Source organism: Flavobacterium sp. FG19 (genome assembly GCF_057809475.1).
This window is the reverse complement of the sequence record NZ_JBMDKA010000011.1, coordinates 64,287-80,318: the sequence shown is the minus strand read 5'-3', so window position 1 is coordinate 80,318 and position 16,032 is coordinate 64,287. Positions and strand designations below refer to the sequence as shown.

Annotated in this window: 14 protein-coding genes; 2 read left to right on the top strand and 12 right to left on the bottom strand. The window is 38.4% G+C overall.

Annotated elements, in window-relative coordinates; all coding sequences use genetic code 11:
* Positions 1-2: 2 nt before the first annotated feature.
* Complete coding sequence (locus ACODST_RS12655) at positions 3-1,049, top strand: hypothetical protein (RefSeq protein WP_488932472.1); 1,047 nt, start codon at positions 3-5, stop codon at positions 1,047-1,049.
* A gap of 64 nt (positions 1,050-1,113) precedes the next feature.
* On the opposite strand, the gene ACODST_RS12650 is transcribed toward ACODST_RS12655, so the two are convergent.
* The 11 genes from ACODST_RS12650 to ACODST_RS12600 all read right to left on the bottom strand — a co-directional run bounded on the left by ACODST_RS12650 (position 1,114) and on the right by ACODST_RS12600 (position 14,705).
* Entirely contained in the window at positions 1,114-1,932 is an 819-nt protein-coding gene (locus ACODST_RS12650) for a hypothetical protein (protein WP_488932471.1), read from the bottom strand.
* Between the two features lie 72 nt (positions 1,933-2,004).
* On the bottom strand, positions 2,005-3,414 hold the full coding sequence (locus tag ACODST_RS12645; RefSeq protein ID WP_488932470.1) for an efflux transporter outer membrane subunit: 1,410 nt from the start codon (positions 3,412-3,414) through the stop codon (positions 2,005-2,007).
* Between the two features lie 2 nt (positions 3,415-3,416).
* Entirely contained in the window at positions 3,417-6,566 is a 3,150-nt protein-coding gene (locus ACODST_RS12640) for an efflux RND transporter permease subunit (RefSeq protein ID WP_488932469.1), read from the bottom strand.
* A gap of 25 nt (positions 6,567-6,591) precedes the next feature.
* Positions 6,592-7,731, bottom strand: coding sequence for an efflux RND transporter periplasmic adaptor subunit (locus ACODST_RS12635; protein WP_488932468.1), 1,140 nt, complete (start codon positions 7,729-7,731; stop codon positions 6,592-6,594).
* 364 nt (positions 7,732-8,095) lie between these two features.
* Positions 8,096-8,848, bottom strand: a complete 753-nt coding sequence (locus tag ACODST_RS12630) for a LytR/AlgR family response regulator transcription factor (RefSeq protein WP_488932467.1) — start codon at positions 8,846-8,848, stop codon at positions 8,096-8,098.
* A complete protein-coding gene (locus ACODST_RS12625; protein ID WP_488932466.1) occupies positions 8,845-9,888 on the bottom strand; it encodes a sensor histidine kinase in 1,044 nt (347 codons plus the stop codon). Before ACODST_RS12625 ends, ACODST_RS12630 begins: the two co-directional genes overlap by 4 nt.
* A gap of 158 nt (positions 9,889-10,046) precedes the next feature.
* On the bottom strand, positions 10,047-11,093 hold the full coding sequence (locus ACODST_RS12620; protein ID WP_488932465.1) for a 3-oxoacyl-ACP synthase III family protein: 1,047 nt from the start codon (positions 11,091-11,093) through the stop codon (positions 10,047-10,049).
* A 42-nt stretch (positions 11,094-11,135) separates the two neighbouring features.
* Positions 11,136-12,473: a hypothetical protein gene (locus ACODST_RS12615; protein WP_488932464.1), complete on the bottom strand. Its 1,338-nt coding sequence runs from the start codon at positions 12,471-12,473 to the stop codon at positions 11,136-11,138.
* A gap of 16 nt (positions 12,474-12,489) precedes the next feature.
* Positions 12,490-13,323 carry a universal stress protein gene (locus tag ACODST_RS12610; RefSeq protein ID WP_488932463.1) on the bottom strand — a complete coding sequence of 278 codons (834 nt, stop codon included), beginning with the start codon at positions 13,321-13,323 and terminating at the stop codon, positions 12,490-12,492.
* Between the two features lie 144 nt (positions 13,324-13,467).
* Positions 13,468-14,277, bottom strand: coding sequence for a hypothetical protein (locus ACODST_RS12605; protein WP_488932462.1), 810 nt, complete (start codon positions 14,275-14,277; stop codon positions 13,468-13,470).
* Positions 14,278-14,453: 176 nt separating this feature from the next.
* A complete protein-coding gene (locus ACODST_RS12600; RefSeq protein WP_488932461.1) occupies positions 14,454-14,705 on the bottom strand; it encodes a hypothetical protein in 252 nt (83 codons plus the stop codon).
* 262 nt (positions 14,706-14,967) lie between these two features.
* Between ACODST_RS12600 and ACODST_RS12595 the strand changes: the two genes are divergently transcribed.
* Positions 14,968-15,198, top strand: coding sequence for a hypothetical protein (locus tag ACODST_RS12595; protein ID WP_488932460.1), 231 nt, complete (start codon positions 14,968-14,970; stop codon positions 15,196-15,198).
* Positions 15,199-15,279: 81 nt separating this feature from the next.
* Here the strand turns inward: ACODST_RS12595 and ACODST_RS12590 are convergent, their stop codons facing one another.
* Entirely contained in the window at positions 15,280-15,972 is a 693-nt protein-coding gene (locus ACODST_RS12590; protein WP_488932459.1) for a CPBP family intramembrane glutamic endopeptidase, read from the bottom strand.
* Positions 15,973-16,032: the final 60 nt, after the last annotated feature.

Here is a 16,032-nt window from a genome sequence, read left to right as displayed (position 1 = left end):
TCATGACTAAAAAAAATGATATCAGTATCTTTTTTTACAATACTGTGGTACTTTTCTTATCACTGGTATTTTTTTCCTGCGATACTGAATATATTGACAAGGTAAATACCATTCCGGGCGATGTAGTTCAGGTTCCGGGTTACACCCAGATTGAATCTTTTACCGTTAAAGACGACGAGAATAACTCAGTAAGTGCCAGTATAACCGATGAAACTATTGTTTTTACCTGGAGTACAGACAAAACCCTTCCTGAAACTGTAAAACCGGAAATCGTTCTGGGTACCGAAGCGGTCATTTCTCCGGCATCCGGTACTGAAATCGCTTTTAAAGACGGTGCCGAATATACGGTTACTTCTAAAGCCGGTACTACCAAAAAATATACACTTAAAATAGATTTCAGACAACAGGAACCAACCGCCTGGATCGCTTATCCTGAAACGTATCAAAAAGGATACTTACAAAGATTAGTAAACATAGGTCTTGCCGGAAGTACAGGATCAATTAGTAATTTATGGCTGAGCATTGAAAATACAAGAGCTTATTTAGTAGCTGCCTCAGATCAGAAAACAGAATACGATACTGAAATTGTCTATATGGGCGGCTCACAAGGTACTTTAACAGCTAACGGGACTGCATACACAGATTACGGTATTTATTTTATTGTTCCGGAAAATGTACCAACAGGAACTTATGATCTGCGCATCAAAAACGGAATCTATACACTTCAGAATTTAGATGTGGAGAACCGTTTTAAAATTGAAGTGATAGAACCTCAAAATTTCAAAGCGGAGTTAGTAGGCTCACCGACCGTTAAAAACGCGGGAGAAACCTTTGAAGTACGCGGAGCTTTACTAAACACTATCACTTCTGTAGAAATGTACAGCAGTGCTAACAGCTCTGTGATTCTTCCTGTAGAAGTGGTAAGTACTACTACTTATAAAGCGGTATTAAAAGTTCCGGCAGGAACGCCGGCAGGAACTTATAACAGAATGAGGTTCAGAAGAGGCGAAGATAGTACCCTTACTGCTTACAGAGTAACGGTTAATTAATATTTTTGGTTAAAATATTTATTACGAAAGCCTTTAGCTCCTGCAAACAGGACTAAAGGCTTTTTCATACCTTTTTTATTTCAAAAGACTCTTTCCATTGTTTTTCCTCCTGTCCCATTAGTTCCAGTTTGGCCGTAATCTGCGCCAGACTTTCTTCCAGAGAAATCTTTCCGTCTTTCCATTCCTTTTTATAAGAATCTTTCCGGATCTGTAATATAAATTCCCCTGTATAAACATAATCAGCACTTTCCTTTGAATTTTTGGGAGGAATCCTTTTTAAAGCTTCCCGCAGCGAAATTTCGATTTCAATTTCTTTATTGATATAAACAACCGCTGTGCCGTCACCACTTTTCTCAAACTGGTGCCCCCTGTATTCTAAAAGTTTAATCAATGCATCCATGAAGCGTAAGGCTCTCGGTATATTTTTCTTTTCCACATTCAGATTAAGTACTTCATTAGAAACGCCCTGTATATTTTTATCAGGTTCGCTGCTTTCCCAATAACGCTGTACTTCAAATATAATGTCATGCGGATTATTTAATCTTTTGGAAACGTTTAAAGGCGCTTTTTGATCGTTTTCAATACTTTTTACCAGTTCCAGTAAAGGTGTTAATCTCGACGTTTTACGACTATGCATCTCATAGGTTTTTTTCCAGATTCCAATCTCGTTTCCTCCTTTATAATCGCCTGAAAGTTTAGGGGCACTTTTTCTGGCATAATTAACTTTAAACCAGTGTTTGCTTTCCGGAAGCGGGATTTCCATTTTGGTACAGGCGCTTTTTATCGACATACTCGAAATCTCGTAATGTTTGGCTATCTGTATAATAGGAAACTTCCAGACCAAATTGTAAAGTTCCAAACGGGTAAAAACAACTTTCTCCATATTTTATAAACAATAAAAAAAATCCATCATTGACTGCCTGAACAGAAATGATGGATTCTATAACATTACAGACTACTCTGCTCCGCCCCCGAGAGCCCGATACAAAGTAACCGCTGCGTTTAATTTTTCTATTTTGATGGTCACCACCTCCAGATCGTTCTGCAGTGCACTATTCTGGGCGGCAATAACTTCAAGATAAGTAGCCATACCACTTTTGTATAAAAGAGAAGCATCAGAAGTGGCTTTCTCCAGAGAAAGCGCTTTTTCTTCCGCCAGTTTAATTCTTTCATCGGCATATTTCAGTTTTGACATTGCATCTGAAACTTCGCCTACGGCTGTAATAAAAGACTGTTTGAACTGTACCACTGCTTTTTCCTGTTCGATAACTGCCACTTCATAAGCCGTGCGAAGTGCTTTTTTTCTAAAAATAGGCTGTGCGAGATTAGCGGCTATATTCTTAGTAACAGAACCGGGAAAATTGAACCAGGTATCAAATTCAAAAGAGTTAATTCCAATTGACGGATTCAGACTCAATGCAGGATACATAGTTGCTTTGGCCAGTCCGGCTTTGGCTGTAGCCGACATAACTGCATATTCACTTGCTTTTACATCCGGTCTTCGGCTTAAAAGTGCTGCAGGGATTCCTGCCGGCAGTTCATAATTAAAAGCTTCTACATCCAGACTTCCCGCACGGGCGATACTGTCCGGATATTCGCCGCATAAAATCCGCAGGGCATTTTCCTGAACAGCAATATTAGCTTTTGCCATAGGCACCAGTAATTCTGCTGTTTTTTTCTGCGCTTCGGTCTGGTTTACGGCCAGCGAACTAATGGAGCCTGAATTGTACTGCAGCTTCATCATATTCAGTGTATTATCGCTCAGTTCAATATTTTTCTCAGCAATTTTAAGCTGTTCGTCTAAACCTAAAAGCGTATAATACGACTGTGCTACCTGAACAATAATACGGGTTTTTAAAGCCGACAGGTTTTCTTTCTGTGCAAAATAAGCGGCTTTGGCATCCCGTTTCTGCAGGGCAGCTTTTCCCCAGATATCCACTTCCCAGGACATACGCAGATTAGCGCTGTAATCGTCCATATAATCTTTACTGGTAAACTGGGCGCTTAAAGAACCGTTTAAGGAATTCTTTGATAAATACGAACGGCTCGCCGCGGCATCAAAATCCAGTGTTGGCAGCAGGGACAATTTGGCCTGTTTGTAATTCAGATCCAGCTGTTCCATACTTTTAACTGCAATGAGCACCTCATTGTTTTTAACGAGGGCTTTTTCGATCAGATCTGCTAAAAGCGGGTCTTTGTAATAATTTTTCCAGGAGTGCAAAATAGTATCTCCTGTAGCTGTTAATTCTTCACGGTACTGCTCTGGAGCATTTAATTCGGTGCGGGCATATTTTTTTCCCACTACGCACGATGTTAAAATCATACCCGAAAATACCGTTATTCCAATTTTATATAGTAATTTCATTATTATTCTTTTATAGTTTGAAGGACCGTTTTCTTTCGGGATACTTTTTCCTGTAAATACTGAAATACAATGAAAAGCAGCGGAATTACAAAAACGCCCAGAATAACGCCGCTGAGCATTCCAATAGAAGCACTCACACTAATCGAGCGGTTTCCTACTGCTGTTCCCCCGGAGGCAAACATCAACGGAATCATCCCTACAATAAAGGCCAGCGAAGTCATGATAATAGGACGTAATCTTGACTTGGCTCCTTCCAGGGCCGCTTCGGCAATAGACAATCCTGCGTTACGTCTCTGCAAAGCAAACTCTACAATAAGAATGGCATTTTTTGCCAAAAGCCCCACAAGCATAATTAATCCTACCTGAACGTAAATGTTGTTATCCAGACCCACCGCTTTAATTCCGGCAAAAGCCCCTAAAATTCCGGTGGGAATTGAAAGTAAAACCGCCAGCGGCAGTAAATAACTTTCATATTGTGCTGCCAGTAAAAAGAATACAAACAACAGACATAAACCAAAAATGGCAATCGTCTGGTTTCCTCCGGATTTTTCCTCCAGACTTAATCCGGTCCATTCGTAACTGTAATCAGACGGAAGTTTATTTAAAACCGTTTCCAGATTCCCCATAATCTGTCCGTTACTGAATCCCGGTAATGCTACTGCCGTAATATTAACCGAATTATACAGATTGTAACGGTTCACCGATTCCGGTCCGTAAACTTTATGCAGTTTTACAAAAGACTTTACCGGTACCATTTCCATATTGGCGTTTCGGACAAATATTTCATTAAAAGCATCCTGATCCATTCTGAAAACCCCATCGGCTTTTACATTTACCCTGTAGAACTTACCAAATCGGGTAAAATCAGCTGACTGGTCTCCGGCAAAATAAGTCTGGATATTACTTAAAAGTTCACGCATGTTTACGCCCATCTGTCTGGCCTTTTCTTCGTCGACTTCCAGTTCCAGCTGTGGATAATCGGCTCTGAAAGTCGTATAAGCATATTGTACGCCCGGCTGCTGCATTATCTGCCCGATTACTTTATCGGCCATGGCTTTTAAAACAGCAGGATCTTTTGCTGTTCTGTCCTGAAGTACGATTTCGGCACCGCTGGTAACCCCAAATCCTTCAACGGGCGGCATTCTGAGCACCATAATCGAACCTTCTTTAATTGACGCTAATTTTCCGTTAATGCGGTTTAGAATTTCATCAATGTCTTTTACAGCACCTCTTTCCTTCTTTGGTTTTAACTTTATAAATCCTAATCCGTAAGCGGTACTGGCACTGTTACTCAAAATATTAAATCCGGTAATACTGGTATTTACAGCTACAGATTCTTCGGTAGCAATTATTTTCTCCATTCTTTTTACTACTGCGGTTGTACGGTCCAGTGCTGTTCCCGGAGGCATTGATAAACTGTAAAGCATAAAACCGTCATCTTCCAGCGGAACAAAACTTTTGGGAGTCGACATCATCATCCACACTGCCAGGGCACTAATTCCGGTAACCAAACCTGCTGCCAGCCATTTTCGGCCAATTAAAAAACGGACCCCTTTAATGTATCGTCCTGTTAGATTATTGAAACTGGTATTAAAACCAATGAAAAAACGTTCTTTAAAACCGGTTTTATGTTCAACTCCATGTTCTCCGTTATGGACATTCTTTAAAAGAAGTGCGCACAAAGCCGGAGTTAAGGTAAGAGCGTTCACCGCCGAAATAATAATAGCAATAGCCAGTGTATAAGCAAACTGCTTATAGAAAATACCCGAAGATCCGGTCATAAAACCAATCGGGATAAATACAGCTGACATTACTAAAGTAATCGAAATAACGGCTCCTGTAATTTCAGCCATAGCACCGTGAGTAGCTTCTTTGGCTGTTAAACTGCTGTCTTCTTCCATTTTACTATGTACAGCTTCCACCACCACAATCGCATCATCGACCACAATACCAATCGCCAATACTAAGGCGAAAAGGGTTAAAATGTTTATCGTAAAACCAAATACGAGCAGGAAGAAAAACGTACCTACAATGGCCACCGGAACGGCAATAGCCGGAATAATCGTTGAACGAATGTCCTGCAGGAATATAAATACCACTATAAATACCAGAATAAAAGCTTCCATCAGGGTCGATTTTACCTGTCCGGTGGCTTCATCCAGTCTTTCTTTGGTACTCATTACATTGACGTATTTCACTCCGGGAGGAAATGACTTTGATAAGCGATCCACTTCTTTGTTTACCCCAATTTCAATATCATTGGCATTAGAACCCGAAGTCTGTAAAATAGCCATCGTAACAGCATTCAATGAGTTCGATTTATTGTCACCGCTGTACGAAATAGAACCAAATTCTATTCTGGCCACATCTTTTAAACGTAACAGGTTTCCTCCGTTATTTTTCACTACAATATTTTCATATTGTTCGGGTTTGTTTTTCTTTCCTTTATAACGAATTACATATTCTAAAGCGGCTTTAGATTCTTCCCCCAGTTTTCCGGGAGCCGACTCCAGACTCTGGTCAGCAATAGCCTGTGTTACATCTGAAGGAACCAAACCGGCATTGGCCATTTTTCTCGGATCGAGCCAGACACGCATTGAATAATCTTTCTGTCCGAAAATCTGAACCTGCCCCACTCCCGGTACACGTTTCATCTGCGGAACTAAATTGATATTCGCATAGTTCTGCAAAAACAATTCATCGTATTTACTGTTATCATCCGTATAAAGATTGAAAATAACAATCATACTGTTTTGCTGTTTAGAAGTCGTAAGTCCCATACGAACTACTTCCTGAGGCAGTTTTGGTGTAGCCTGCTGTACCCTGTTTTGTACGTTTACAGCAGCCTGATCAGGGTCGATTCCCTGTTTAAAAATTACACTGATCGAAAACGATCCGTCATTACTGGCAGTAGACTTGATGTACTGCATGTTTTCAACTCCGTTAATTTGTTCTTCCAGCGGTGTTACTACAGAACGAATCACGGTTTCGCTGTTTCCTCCGGGATACGAACCGCTTACCATTACGGTTGGAGGCGAAATATCGGGAAATCGGGTAACAGATAATCTGGTAAGACCTATGATACCCAATATCACCAGAACAATGGAGATAACGGTGGCCAGAACCGGCCTGTCTATTATATTCTTTAACATGGAAAATGTTATTTTATATTAAAATTTATTTACTGCTTTTTGCTTTTGCAGTGATTTTAGGCACGACTTCCATACCATCATAAAGAGCATCAATTGAATTTAAAGCAATTTTATCTCCTGGCTTCACCCCTGATTTTACGAAGTAATCGGTTGCAGAACTGCCTTCTATTTCAATAGGCACCATGGCTGCTTTATTTCCTGGTTTTAAGACAAAAACAAAAAATTTATCCTGAATGTCTTTGACACTTGCCATAGGAATTGTGATAACAGATGCTATATTGTTATTCAAAATCACTCTGGCAGAACCTCCGGAACGCAGCAGTTTTTTAGGATTTGAGAAAATCGCTTTTAAAGAAATCGTTCCTGTAGTGCGGTCGATATTACCACTGGCCACTTCCAGTGTTCCTTTTTGGTCATACATGCTGTCATCCGCCATAATCAGACTAACGGTCTGGTTGGATTTTGATTCTTTGGAAAAAGTAAGATAATCCGCTTCTGTTAAAGAAAAATACACAAAAACGGTATTAATATCCGAAAGAACTGTCAGCGGTACAGCATCTGTTGGAGTAACCAGGTTTCCGATACGATTAGGGATACGGCTGATATAACCGCTTACCGGAGCTTTTATTAAAGAGAAATCAGCATTTAACTGTGAAGACCCGAGCGCCGCTTTGGCTTGTGCCACCTGTGCAAGAGCCGCTTCATAATTGGCCTGAGCGGTTTTTAACTGCATGTCCGAAAAAACTTTTCCTTCTACAAGTGGTTTGATTTTTTCTACTTCAAGTTTGGCATTGGCCAGATTAGCCTGTGCACTTTTGTATGCGGCACGGCTGTTATTTACCTGTTCGGCATATACATCCCCTTTTATTTTAAACAGGGATTGGCCTTTGTTAACATAGTCCCCTTCTTTTACATAAATAGCTTCAAGGTAACCGGAAACCTGTGCTTTTATATCTACATTCACAGATCCTTCAACAGTTCCCGGGTACTTTTTTTCTACCTGTCCGGTTACGGATTCAGCCTGAAAAAAGTCTACTTCCGGTTTCGGGGCTGCAAAAGCACCTGCATCGGCTCCACTTTTACCACAGGATGTAAAACTGGTTATAATCAATAAAACGACTGCCTTACCGAGTGTTTTATAGTTTTGGAAAATTTGTTTTGTCATTTTGTTTCACTTTAATGAATTCGTCTAATTTGGACGGCAAAATAACAGCGTAAAACACCTTAAAACCGGGACAAATTTACCCAAACGTAATTTTTTGATACTGAAACGAAGGGGGTATGATAATGCCGCAAAGGCACAAAGGCACTAAGTTTTAGTTTTAAACCAAAACAAAAGTTTAATGTTATAATTTTTATGAAAAAAAGGGAACGAGCAGTATTCCTAAACTATTACGAATACAAATATCATTGTTTAAGAAATATTCTATTTAAAGATAAACAGCAAAGAAAAATAATCCTGGAAATAAGCATCTAAAAAAACCTTAGCACCTTAGTACCTCAGAATCTCAGCATCTTTTAAAAAAAACTCACCTGTCCATCCACTGCTTGAAAAACGGCGCTTTTTCCCGACTGATAATCACTTCACGGTCGGCATCTGATTTGAGCAGGATTTTAAGTTTGGCATTGAAATAATTGGCTATCGATTTTATACTTTCGGCGCGAATAAAAAACTGGCGGTTGGCACGAAAGAAAACATCCGGATCCAGTTCCTGTTCCAGTTCTTCCATAGTCTGCGGAATTGGAATTACCATACCGGATTTTAAAACCAGATTGGTTGTTTTGAATTCTGAATAAATAAAATCAATATCGGTTACATTGACGCTTTTGTAACCGTCGCGATAGGTAACCAGAAAACGAAGACGGAACGTAGGTTTATTAACAAAACCTTTCAGGATTCCGGCAATATCATTGTAACTGTCGCTTTTAGACAGGCTTTTAAATTTCTGGAGCGCAAATTCCAGTTCGCTTTTATCTATAGGTTTCATCAGATAATCAATACTGTTGACCTTAAAAGCTCTTATAGCATATTCATCATAAGCCGTGGTAAAAATAACCGGGCTTGTAATTTTGATTTCTTCAAAAACAGAAAAGCTAATCCCGTCGGCCAGACGGATATCCATCGTAATCAAATCGGGTTTCGGATTCGACTTAAGCCATTTTACGGTTCCTTCTACCGTATCAATAATATCCAGAATCTCACAATTGGGTTCCAGTTCTTCCAGAAGTCTTTTTAAACGGCTGGCATTAATACTCTCATCTTCAACAATTAAAATCCTCATACTCTCTCTATTAATGGTAAACGTACTGTAAAACTTTCCAGTGATTGTGAAAAAACAGGTTTTTCGTTAAACAATATTTTATAACGAAACTCAATATTTTTACGTCCTACACCTGTTGAAACCAACGTTTTTCCTGAGGTAGGCTGCAGATTGTTTTTAACAATAATGTGATTCCCTTCAGAATAAATAGAAATCACCAACGGACTGGACAGTGTTGCCATGTTATGCTTAACCGCATTTTCTACAAGCAGCTGCAGTGTTAATGGCGGTAAATGAAGATCCAGACAGTCACTGTCGACCTCTAACTGCAGATCGATTTTTTCTCCCAGTCGTTTTTTAAGCAGATAGAAATAGGCATTTAGAAATTCTATTTCCTCTCTTACCGATATGGTATCTTTATTTAAATTGGAAATCATATAACGGTACACCCGGGTGATGTTTTCCAGAAAAGAAGCGGCTGCTTTCTGATCCTCATGAATCAGTTCTGTAAGTGTGCTGAAATTATTAAAAATAAAATGCGGATCGAGCTGAAGTTTTAAAGATTCCAGTTCTGAACGGGTTACCGCTTCCTGAAGTTCCGAAGCTCTGATTTTTAGTTCAGCCGCTTCATTTGAAGTAAGGCGCCATCTGTTGAGCAGGAATATTCCCGTATGTATCGAACTGATAAAAAGGGATAATATCACGGCCATAAGGTTAGACTGCCAGATAATAAGCAGTTCGTTTTCTTCTAAACAGGTTTCAGGATATAAATAGTTCCATAAATGCGAAAAAATATAATTTAAAACCATATTTCCGGCAATAAGGCAGATAAACTGCGCTATTGCCCTGAAAATAGGATTATGTTCCCAGCGTATCAGCCTGTTTAAACTGCGTCCTACAAAAAGGCTCAGCTCTGTAAGAACAGCACAATACACCAGGATAATAAACATATCAAAGCTCCAGTCTAAAAGCAGCGACGAAATTTCCTGAAGGTCACGATACGGATTCATAAAATAATACGAAGACAGATAAACGAAAAAAACCACCGGAATAACTATCACTCTATAGTATTTATAGAAAAAATTCTTTCCGGTGGTTTTATTTTGAATATTTGTATGCATCAGCTGGACTATGACAGTGGTTTGTTTTTTAAAATTATAGATTTTTTACTGGAAACAAAGATAGAAATTGAAAAATACCCTGTTCTTTTAAAGCGTTTTTATTCCTGTTCTACTAAAACATTTTCCTTTGGAACATTGGTTTTCAAGGAACTTCCTGTTCTCTTTGGTCTCATCACACCCCATTTTAAACAGGCTGCTCCCCATGAAAATCCGGCACCAAAAGTGGTTATCAGCAGGTTCTGCCCTTCCTTGAAATCGGCAGCAAAATCCCATAAACACAACGGAATCGTAGCCGAAGTGGTATTACCGTATCGTTCGATATTTACTTTTACTTTTTCGGGTGCTATTTCCAGGCTTTCACTAACGGCATTGATAATGCGAAGATTGGCCTGATGCGGAATTACCCAGTCAATTTCATCAGCTTCGAGTCCGTTACTGATCAAAACTTCTTTTGAAACACTCGACATGGATTCGACTGCTCTTTTAAATACAAAAGCCCCTTCCTGTCTGATATAATGTTTACGGTGCAGGATACTCTGCATACTGGCAGGGAATTTAGAACCTCCGGCCGGAACTACCAAAGAGGAAGTACCGCTTCCGTCTGTTCTCAAAATACTTTTCATCACACCATATTCCGTTTCAGAAGCTTCCAGAAGCACCGCTCCTGCTCCGTCTCCAAATAAAATACAGGTATTACGGTCTTCATAATCAACGATCGAACTCATTTTGTCGGCGCCTACTATCATCACTTTTTTATAGCGCCCGCTTTCGATCAGGGTGGCTCCCATTTCGAGTGCGTAAAGAAACCCGCTGCAGGCTCCGTTCATGTCAAAGCCAAACGCATTTATGAGTCCGCTCTGCTCACATATTTTACTGGCTGTTGGTGCCAGAAGATGATCCGGCGTGGCTGTGGCCAGTATCAGGGCTTCAATTTCTGAAGCTTCGACCTCATAATGGTCCATCAAATTTTCAATTGCTGCGCAGGCCAGGTCTGAGGTACCTTTTCCTACGGCAATACGTCGTTCTTTTATTCCGGTTCTTTTTTCAATCCATTCTTCAGTCGTTTCAACAGTTTCTGAAATGGCTTTATTATCGAGGATTGAAGTGGGTACAAAACCGCCTATAGCTGTTATTACTGCCTTCATTTGTTGTTTGTTTGTTTTTGTTATTTGTTTTTATTTTAATTTTTAAAGGTATACACTATTAACTTTTTTTCTGCCCGGTTTAGTATAATACTGGTATAAACCTAAAAATACATACTGAAATACCGGCATTGGAAAAAGGAATATAAAAGCGGAAAGGAATATGATGGCTGCAGCCAAAAGTAATTCCTGATACGTAATACTGTTTATATCGCTCAGGTAAACTGAAAAGCTGATAAAAAGCACCATTATTACCGAAGTACCAAAAAGCATGTACAGTGTTTTGGAGCCTGCGTTTAAAACCGCTTCTTTTATATTGGGATTCTTTTTATAAGAATCGAAAGCCATATCGGTCTGAAGATAAGCACCTGTAACCGAGATGATCATACTGCTGAAAAAGCAGACCTGCATCAGAATTTCGGAATTCCAGAACAAAACCCTTGACAATTCTTCAATCAGCAGGTAATTTAAAAGTATTGAAAAAACAGGTATTAAAGCCAGAATGTAACTTTGATACCGCATTACAATTACTAAATAAAACAGCACAGCGGCAGTGATAAAATACTGACTTTTAGAATCACCATCGAACATGATGCCGTCAAAAAAATCAGGGATAAAACTAAGAATCAATACTAAAAAAAGAGCCGTAACAGCAAACGCCGCTTTTTTATGATTAATAACCGGACTTATTACCCAGATTAAAAATGAAGCTGTTTTTTCTACCGTGCTGTTAAACTTTAAAAGAAGGTTTTCAGAAAAAGTTAGTTTCAGATTGTCCTGCTGTCTTTCTTCATTTATATGTCCGAGCCATACGCCAGCCGCCAAAGGCAGAAGCGCAAATCCGTTAATTAAAGCCACAGTAAATCCGGCTGTACTAATCAGCACAAAATCAATATTAACAAAGGCCTGACACTGAAATGTAAGCAGGAAAACCAGCAGAAGCAAAGTGCCGAAAGAAAGCAGTATGCTCCAGAAACCTGTGGACCAGATTTCTTTTACAGCAGTTTGCACGCCATAATCTGCCCCTTTTTTACGCTGATGGAAAATAAGGAGTAAAATGGTATTGATGACCAGTGAAAAAACCAGACTTATTATTATGGCTGCGGCTATCAGCGACGAATAGGGTACTTTGAACAAATCGATAAAAAAAAGTATTCCAAACATCGAACTGACAGTACAGCCAAAACTAATAAGCGCTGAAATGCTGTCTCTTAAAAAAAGATAACTTCCGGCTGTTATAATGGTAAACAGAATCAGAAGGTCATAAGCATCTATTCTGTATAAAGACAAGGAAGGTTTAAAAAATGATAAACTTCCCGATATCAGAAAAAATACCGGAAGCACACTAAGCAAAACTGAAGTTTTTAGGGTACGCGTCTTCATATGCTGTTTATTACAATCAGTTTTTAGGAATAGACAACAACGGAATATCTAAACCTGCTGCCATTATTCTGGTTTTACTTCTGTGGACTAACGAATCCCAGAAACCATATTTTTGAGGTACCATTACAAGAATATCAGCACCAAAATTTTCAATTTCTTTTCTAATTTCATTGATTACCGCGTTCGACCTTACGTTTTTATAGATGTATTTTACATCTTCAAATTCTTTTTCGATACTGGAATTGAGTAAAATTTTGCCCTGTTCTTCTTTAATATCGTCCAGTTTTTTATCAACACTGAAAAATTCAATTTCAGATCCCAGATTCCCAATTACCTGTCTGATCCAGCTAAACCTTCTGATCGAAGATAAACTCAGGGTATCACAGGCATACAGTATTTTCTGGGCATTGTTAAAACGGGCATTCTGCGGAACCGCGAGAACGGGGATATTTAAATTTTTAATGACTGAAGTCGTTGAATTCCCTAATAAATCCTGTTCAAGGGAACGTTCTGCCATTCCCATAACCACAAGATTGGCGTTAACAGAGCTGATAATAGAAGGCAGTTCATCTTCTAAAAAAGAATAACTGCAGATACTTTCTGTTGATATGGTAAATAAACCGGCAATTTCTGAAGCTAATGTGCTTAATCTCGAAGCCGCCCTGTCCATCTGTTTCTGCATGGATTCGGCCGTAATCAGCGAATTGGCACTATGGACACTTAAGGAAAATGAATTAAATAAAACAAGTTTTGCGCCCGTTGCTTTGGCAAGACCGGCGGCATAAGTAACGGCATTATTGGCTATCGAAGAAAAATTAGTGGCGGCGATTATAGTAAGCTGAGGGGTCATAATAGGATCAATTAAACATTTTTAACGTAAAAGTGCTTAATTAATCGTTTTGATTTCTTTTAAACTTACCGAACAGACATTTTGAGGCTCCCAACCGTAAAAATTAGTGACCGAAAAAAGCACCGGTAATGAAAATCTTCCTTATTATAAAAGGTACGTAATAAATTCGCCAGCGGCAGTCCAGTCTCTGTTTGTGTCTTTGATAACGTTCGAACCTGTAATTTCAATAGCAATATTGCCTGCCAAAATATTGGCCAAAACCAATTCTTCTACCACACTTGAGGGAAGTTCCAGAATTTTTCCGCTTACAAATAAGGCTGTATTTTGATTAGCAGAATTATTCTCCATAAAAATATCCATGATTTCAGAATAATAATGTGCCGCCAATTTGGATCCCTGAAATTCAAGTGCTCTTTTTAACTCTTTAATTTCTAAAGGAATAGTTTCCATACTTTCAATCGCGTCTACGTTGACATCGTTGTTCCAGAACAAATCAATGCCCGTATCGGAGCGTTCCAGAACCACATCATTCTTCAGGATACAGTTAGATTTGTCCAGATTTAAAGTCAGTTTTGCAGATCCGTACTCTGGTTCTGTAATATCCTTCAGAGTATTTAGAGGAAGAATTCTAAGGTTGCAGTGAAATAGTTTGTTATCATCCAGTTTCATTAGGATGACCACTATACCGGTTCCGTTTATAAGAGGTTCAATCACAAAGGACTGATAAGAATCGTAATCTTCATTTTGTCCTGTACAATGCACATTTCTCATTGTAGGACGGATCCGGCCATTTGTTGTGACCAGATTAAAAACAATACGTTCTGCATTATTTTCAGGTGTATTGAGACTAAAATACTCAGAATCCGGTTCTCTCGTCAGAGAAAACCTTTCAAATAATTCTTCTAACAAAGGCAGGTTTAGAATTCTGGCAGGTTTGGGTTCTTTATGACTCATTTTTTTGAATTTTTAACTGACACACTAATTTACTAACCGGATAATAATCTAAGTTACAGTTGTTTTTTCTGATACTGATAAGTAAAATTACTCGTTTTTAAGCGTTTACAGAAATAAAATACGTTATCAAATCTAAAAAATGATATAATTATAAAGCCTGATAAAAGAAAAAAAGTCTATTTCACCAATACGCTTATCGTGTTACTAAGGTCTTCCTTAATTATAAAATCCTGTATAAACTCTCTGACTTCGTTACGGGCTTCCAGTTTAGTTTCAAAAGAATTGATATGAAATTCATCATCCTGATCACTAATATGAATAATCTCCGTATATCCTTTAGATATTAAACTGCCTTTCAGTTTAATTACGTTCAGCTGCTGCCTGCCGTCCAGTTCTTTGCGAACCTGTAATTTTATAGCTCTTTCCATTGGTAAACATTTTTTAATTAGTTAACTCTCATTCTATTATAAATTTATAAGAAATAATTATTCGAAGATTTTTTTTAACACATACTGCAACCTATTATTTATCAACACCTTATGAACAAAATAGAAAATCCTATTTTTCCGGTTTTAAATACTCCTTATAATTAAGTAAATAACGGCCGAAATGCTATAAGACTGCCGGGCTGCAGTATTCTTATTTTTGAATCGAAAATTATATACGATAAATCCATTAAAACAGATTTTTATGATAACAGATAACAGTCGTAATTATAATCCGGACGATTATAACGGCACAGACCCGATTAAAAATTACAGTAACGAAACCTTTTATAGTTTTTCTGAAAGAGACGAAGACGACTGGGACGAAGATGATGATTTAGACGAAAACGACCTGGATGATGACCTGATCGAAGATTACGACGAAAACGATCGTGAAATCGATAGTTTTTCCGATGATAGTTACAAGATCGATTAAGTAAAGAAGCAGGAAAAAAAAAGCCAATGAGGGATCAGTATCATTGGCTTTGCTAAAAAAATATAAAAAGAAGGCTGGTTCTTAGTTTTCTAAAACAGGTTCTGGTTTAAATTTTCGGTCGTAAAAAATTACAAATCCAATCCAGATGATCAATAGAACAATAATTAAAAGCAGTTCTTCATCCTGTATTCCTTTTACAAAGAAATTATTTAGTGAGTGAACCCCGGCTACTGCCAGAAGTGAACCGGTTTTAGAATAAATCTTACCAATTCCCCAGCTGCCAAAGAATATAATCCCTAAAAAGATCATATTGGTAGGTGTCATATTCAGGTTAAGATGCCACACAAACCAAAGAACGGCAATAATCAGAGTCGAGTAAAATGTTGGAAGTCCTTTTAGCTGTTCCTGTAAAAAACCTCTCCAGCCAATTTCCTCCAGCAGTCCGTATACTAAAACCGTAAATGCAAATACAATTGGAAAATTCCCATATTTAAAATAGTATAAAGTCGGAACTAAAATAGCCGGAATCAGCCAGTATACTGCAAATGGCAATACTAGAGTTTTATATATTCCTTTTAAAGAAAGTGAGGTTTTAATCGAGAATACCTTTATCGCAATAAAAGCACCTAAAGCCGGCCCTATACCACGAAGTAAAATAAAAAAATAGTCGTGAACATTATTCTGAATTAAATCTGTTTTAACCGCCACAAATCGGCAGATAACGGCAATGATATAAAAAAGGGCAATGGCTGCATAATTAAGGTTACGTTTCATATGTATAAGTTTTGGGTTTGATTATCTATGACAAACTTATACAATGACTGTAAGAATAAA

Bases quoted from the DNA above. Each gene is read 5' to 3' on its own strand.
- ACODST_RS12655 (WP_488932472.1), top strand. From the start codon at position 3: ATGACTAAAAAAAATGATATCAGTATCTTTTTTTACAATACTGTGGTA.
- ACODST_RS12620 (WP_488932465.1), bottom strand. From the start codon at position 11,093: ATGAAGGCAGTAATAACAGCTATAGGCGGTTTTGTACCCACTTCAATC.
- ACODST_RS12630 (WP_488932467.1), bottom strand. From the start codon at position 8,848: ATGAGGATTTTAATTGTTGAAGATGAGAGTATTAATGCCAGCCGTTTA.
- ACODST_RS12640 (WP_488932469.1), bottom strand. From the start codon at position 6,566: ATGTTAAAGAATATAATAGACAGGCCGGTTCTGGCCACCGTTATCTCC.
- ACODST_RS12615 (WP_488932464.1), bottom strand. From the start codon at position 12,473: ATGAAGACGCGTACCCTAAAAACTTCAGTTTTGCTTAGTGTGCTTCCG.
- ACODST_RS12645 (WP_488932470.1), bottom strand. From the start codon at position 3,414: ATGAAATTACTATATAAAATTGGAATAACGGTATTTTCGGGTATGATT.
- ACODST_RS12600 (WP_488932461.1), bottom strand. From the start codon at position 14,705: ATGGAAAGAGCTATAAAATTACAGGTTCGCAAAGAACTGGACGGCAGG.
- ACODST_RS12595 (WP_488932460.1), top strand. From the start codon at position 14,968: ATGATAACAGATAACAGTCGTAATTATAATCCGGACGATTATAACGGC.
- ACODST_RS12650 (WP_488932471.1), bottom strand. From the start codon at position 1,932: ATGGAGAAAGTTGTTTTTACCCGTTTGGAACTTTACAATTTGGTCTGG.
- ACODST_RS12590 (WP_488932459.1), bottom strand. From the start codon at position 15,972: ATGAAACGTAACCTTAATTATGCAGCCATTGCCCTTTTTTATATCATT.
- ACODST_RS12610 (WP_488932463.1), bottom strand. From the start codon at position 13,323: ATGACCCCTCAGCTTACTATAATCGCCGCCACTAATTTTTCTTCGATA.
- ACODST_RS12635 (WP_488932468.1), bottom strand. From the start codon at position 7,731: ATGACAAAACAAATTTTCCAAAACTATAAAACACTCGGTAAGGCAGTC.
- ACODST_RS12605 (WP_488932462.1), bottom strand. From the start codon at position 14,277: ATGAGTCATAAAGAACCCAAACCTGCCAGAATTCTAAACCTGCCTTTG.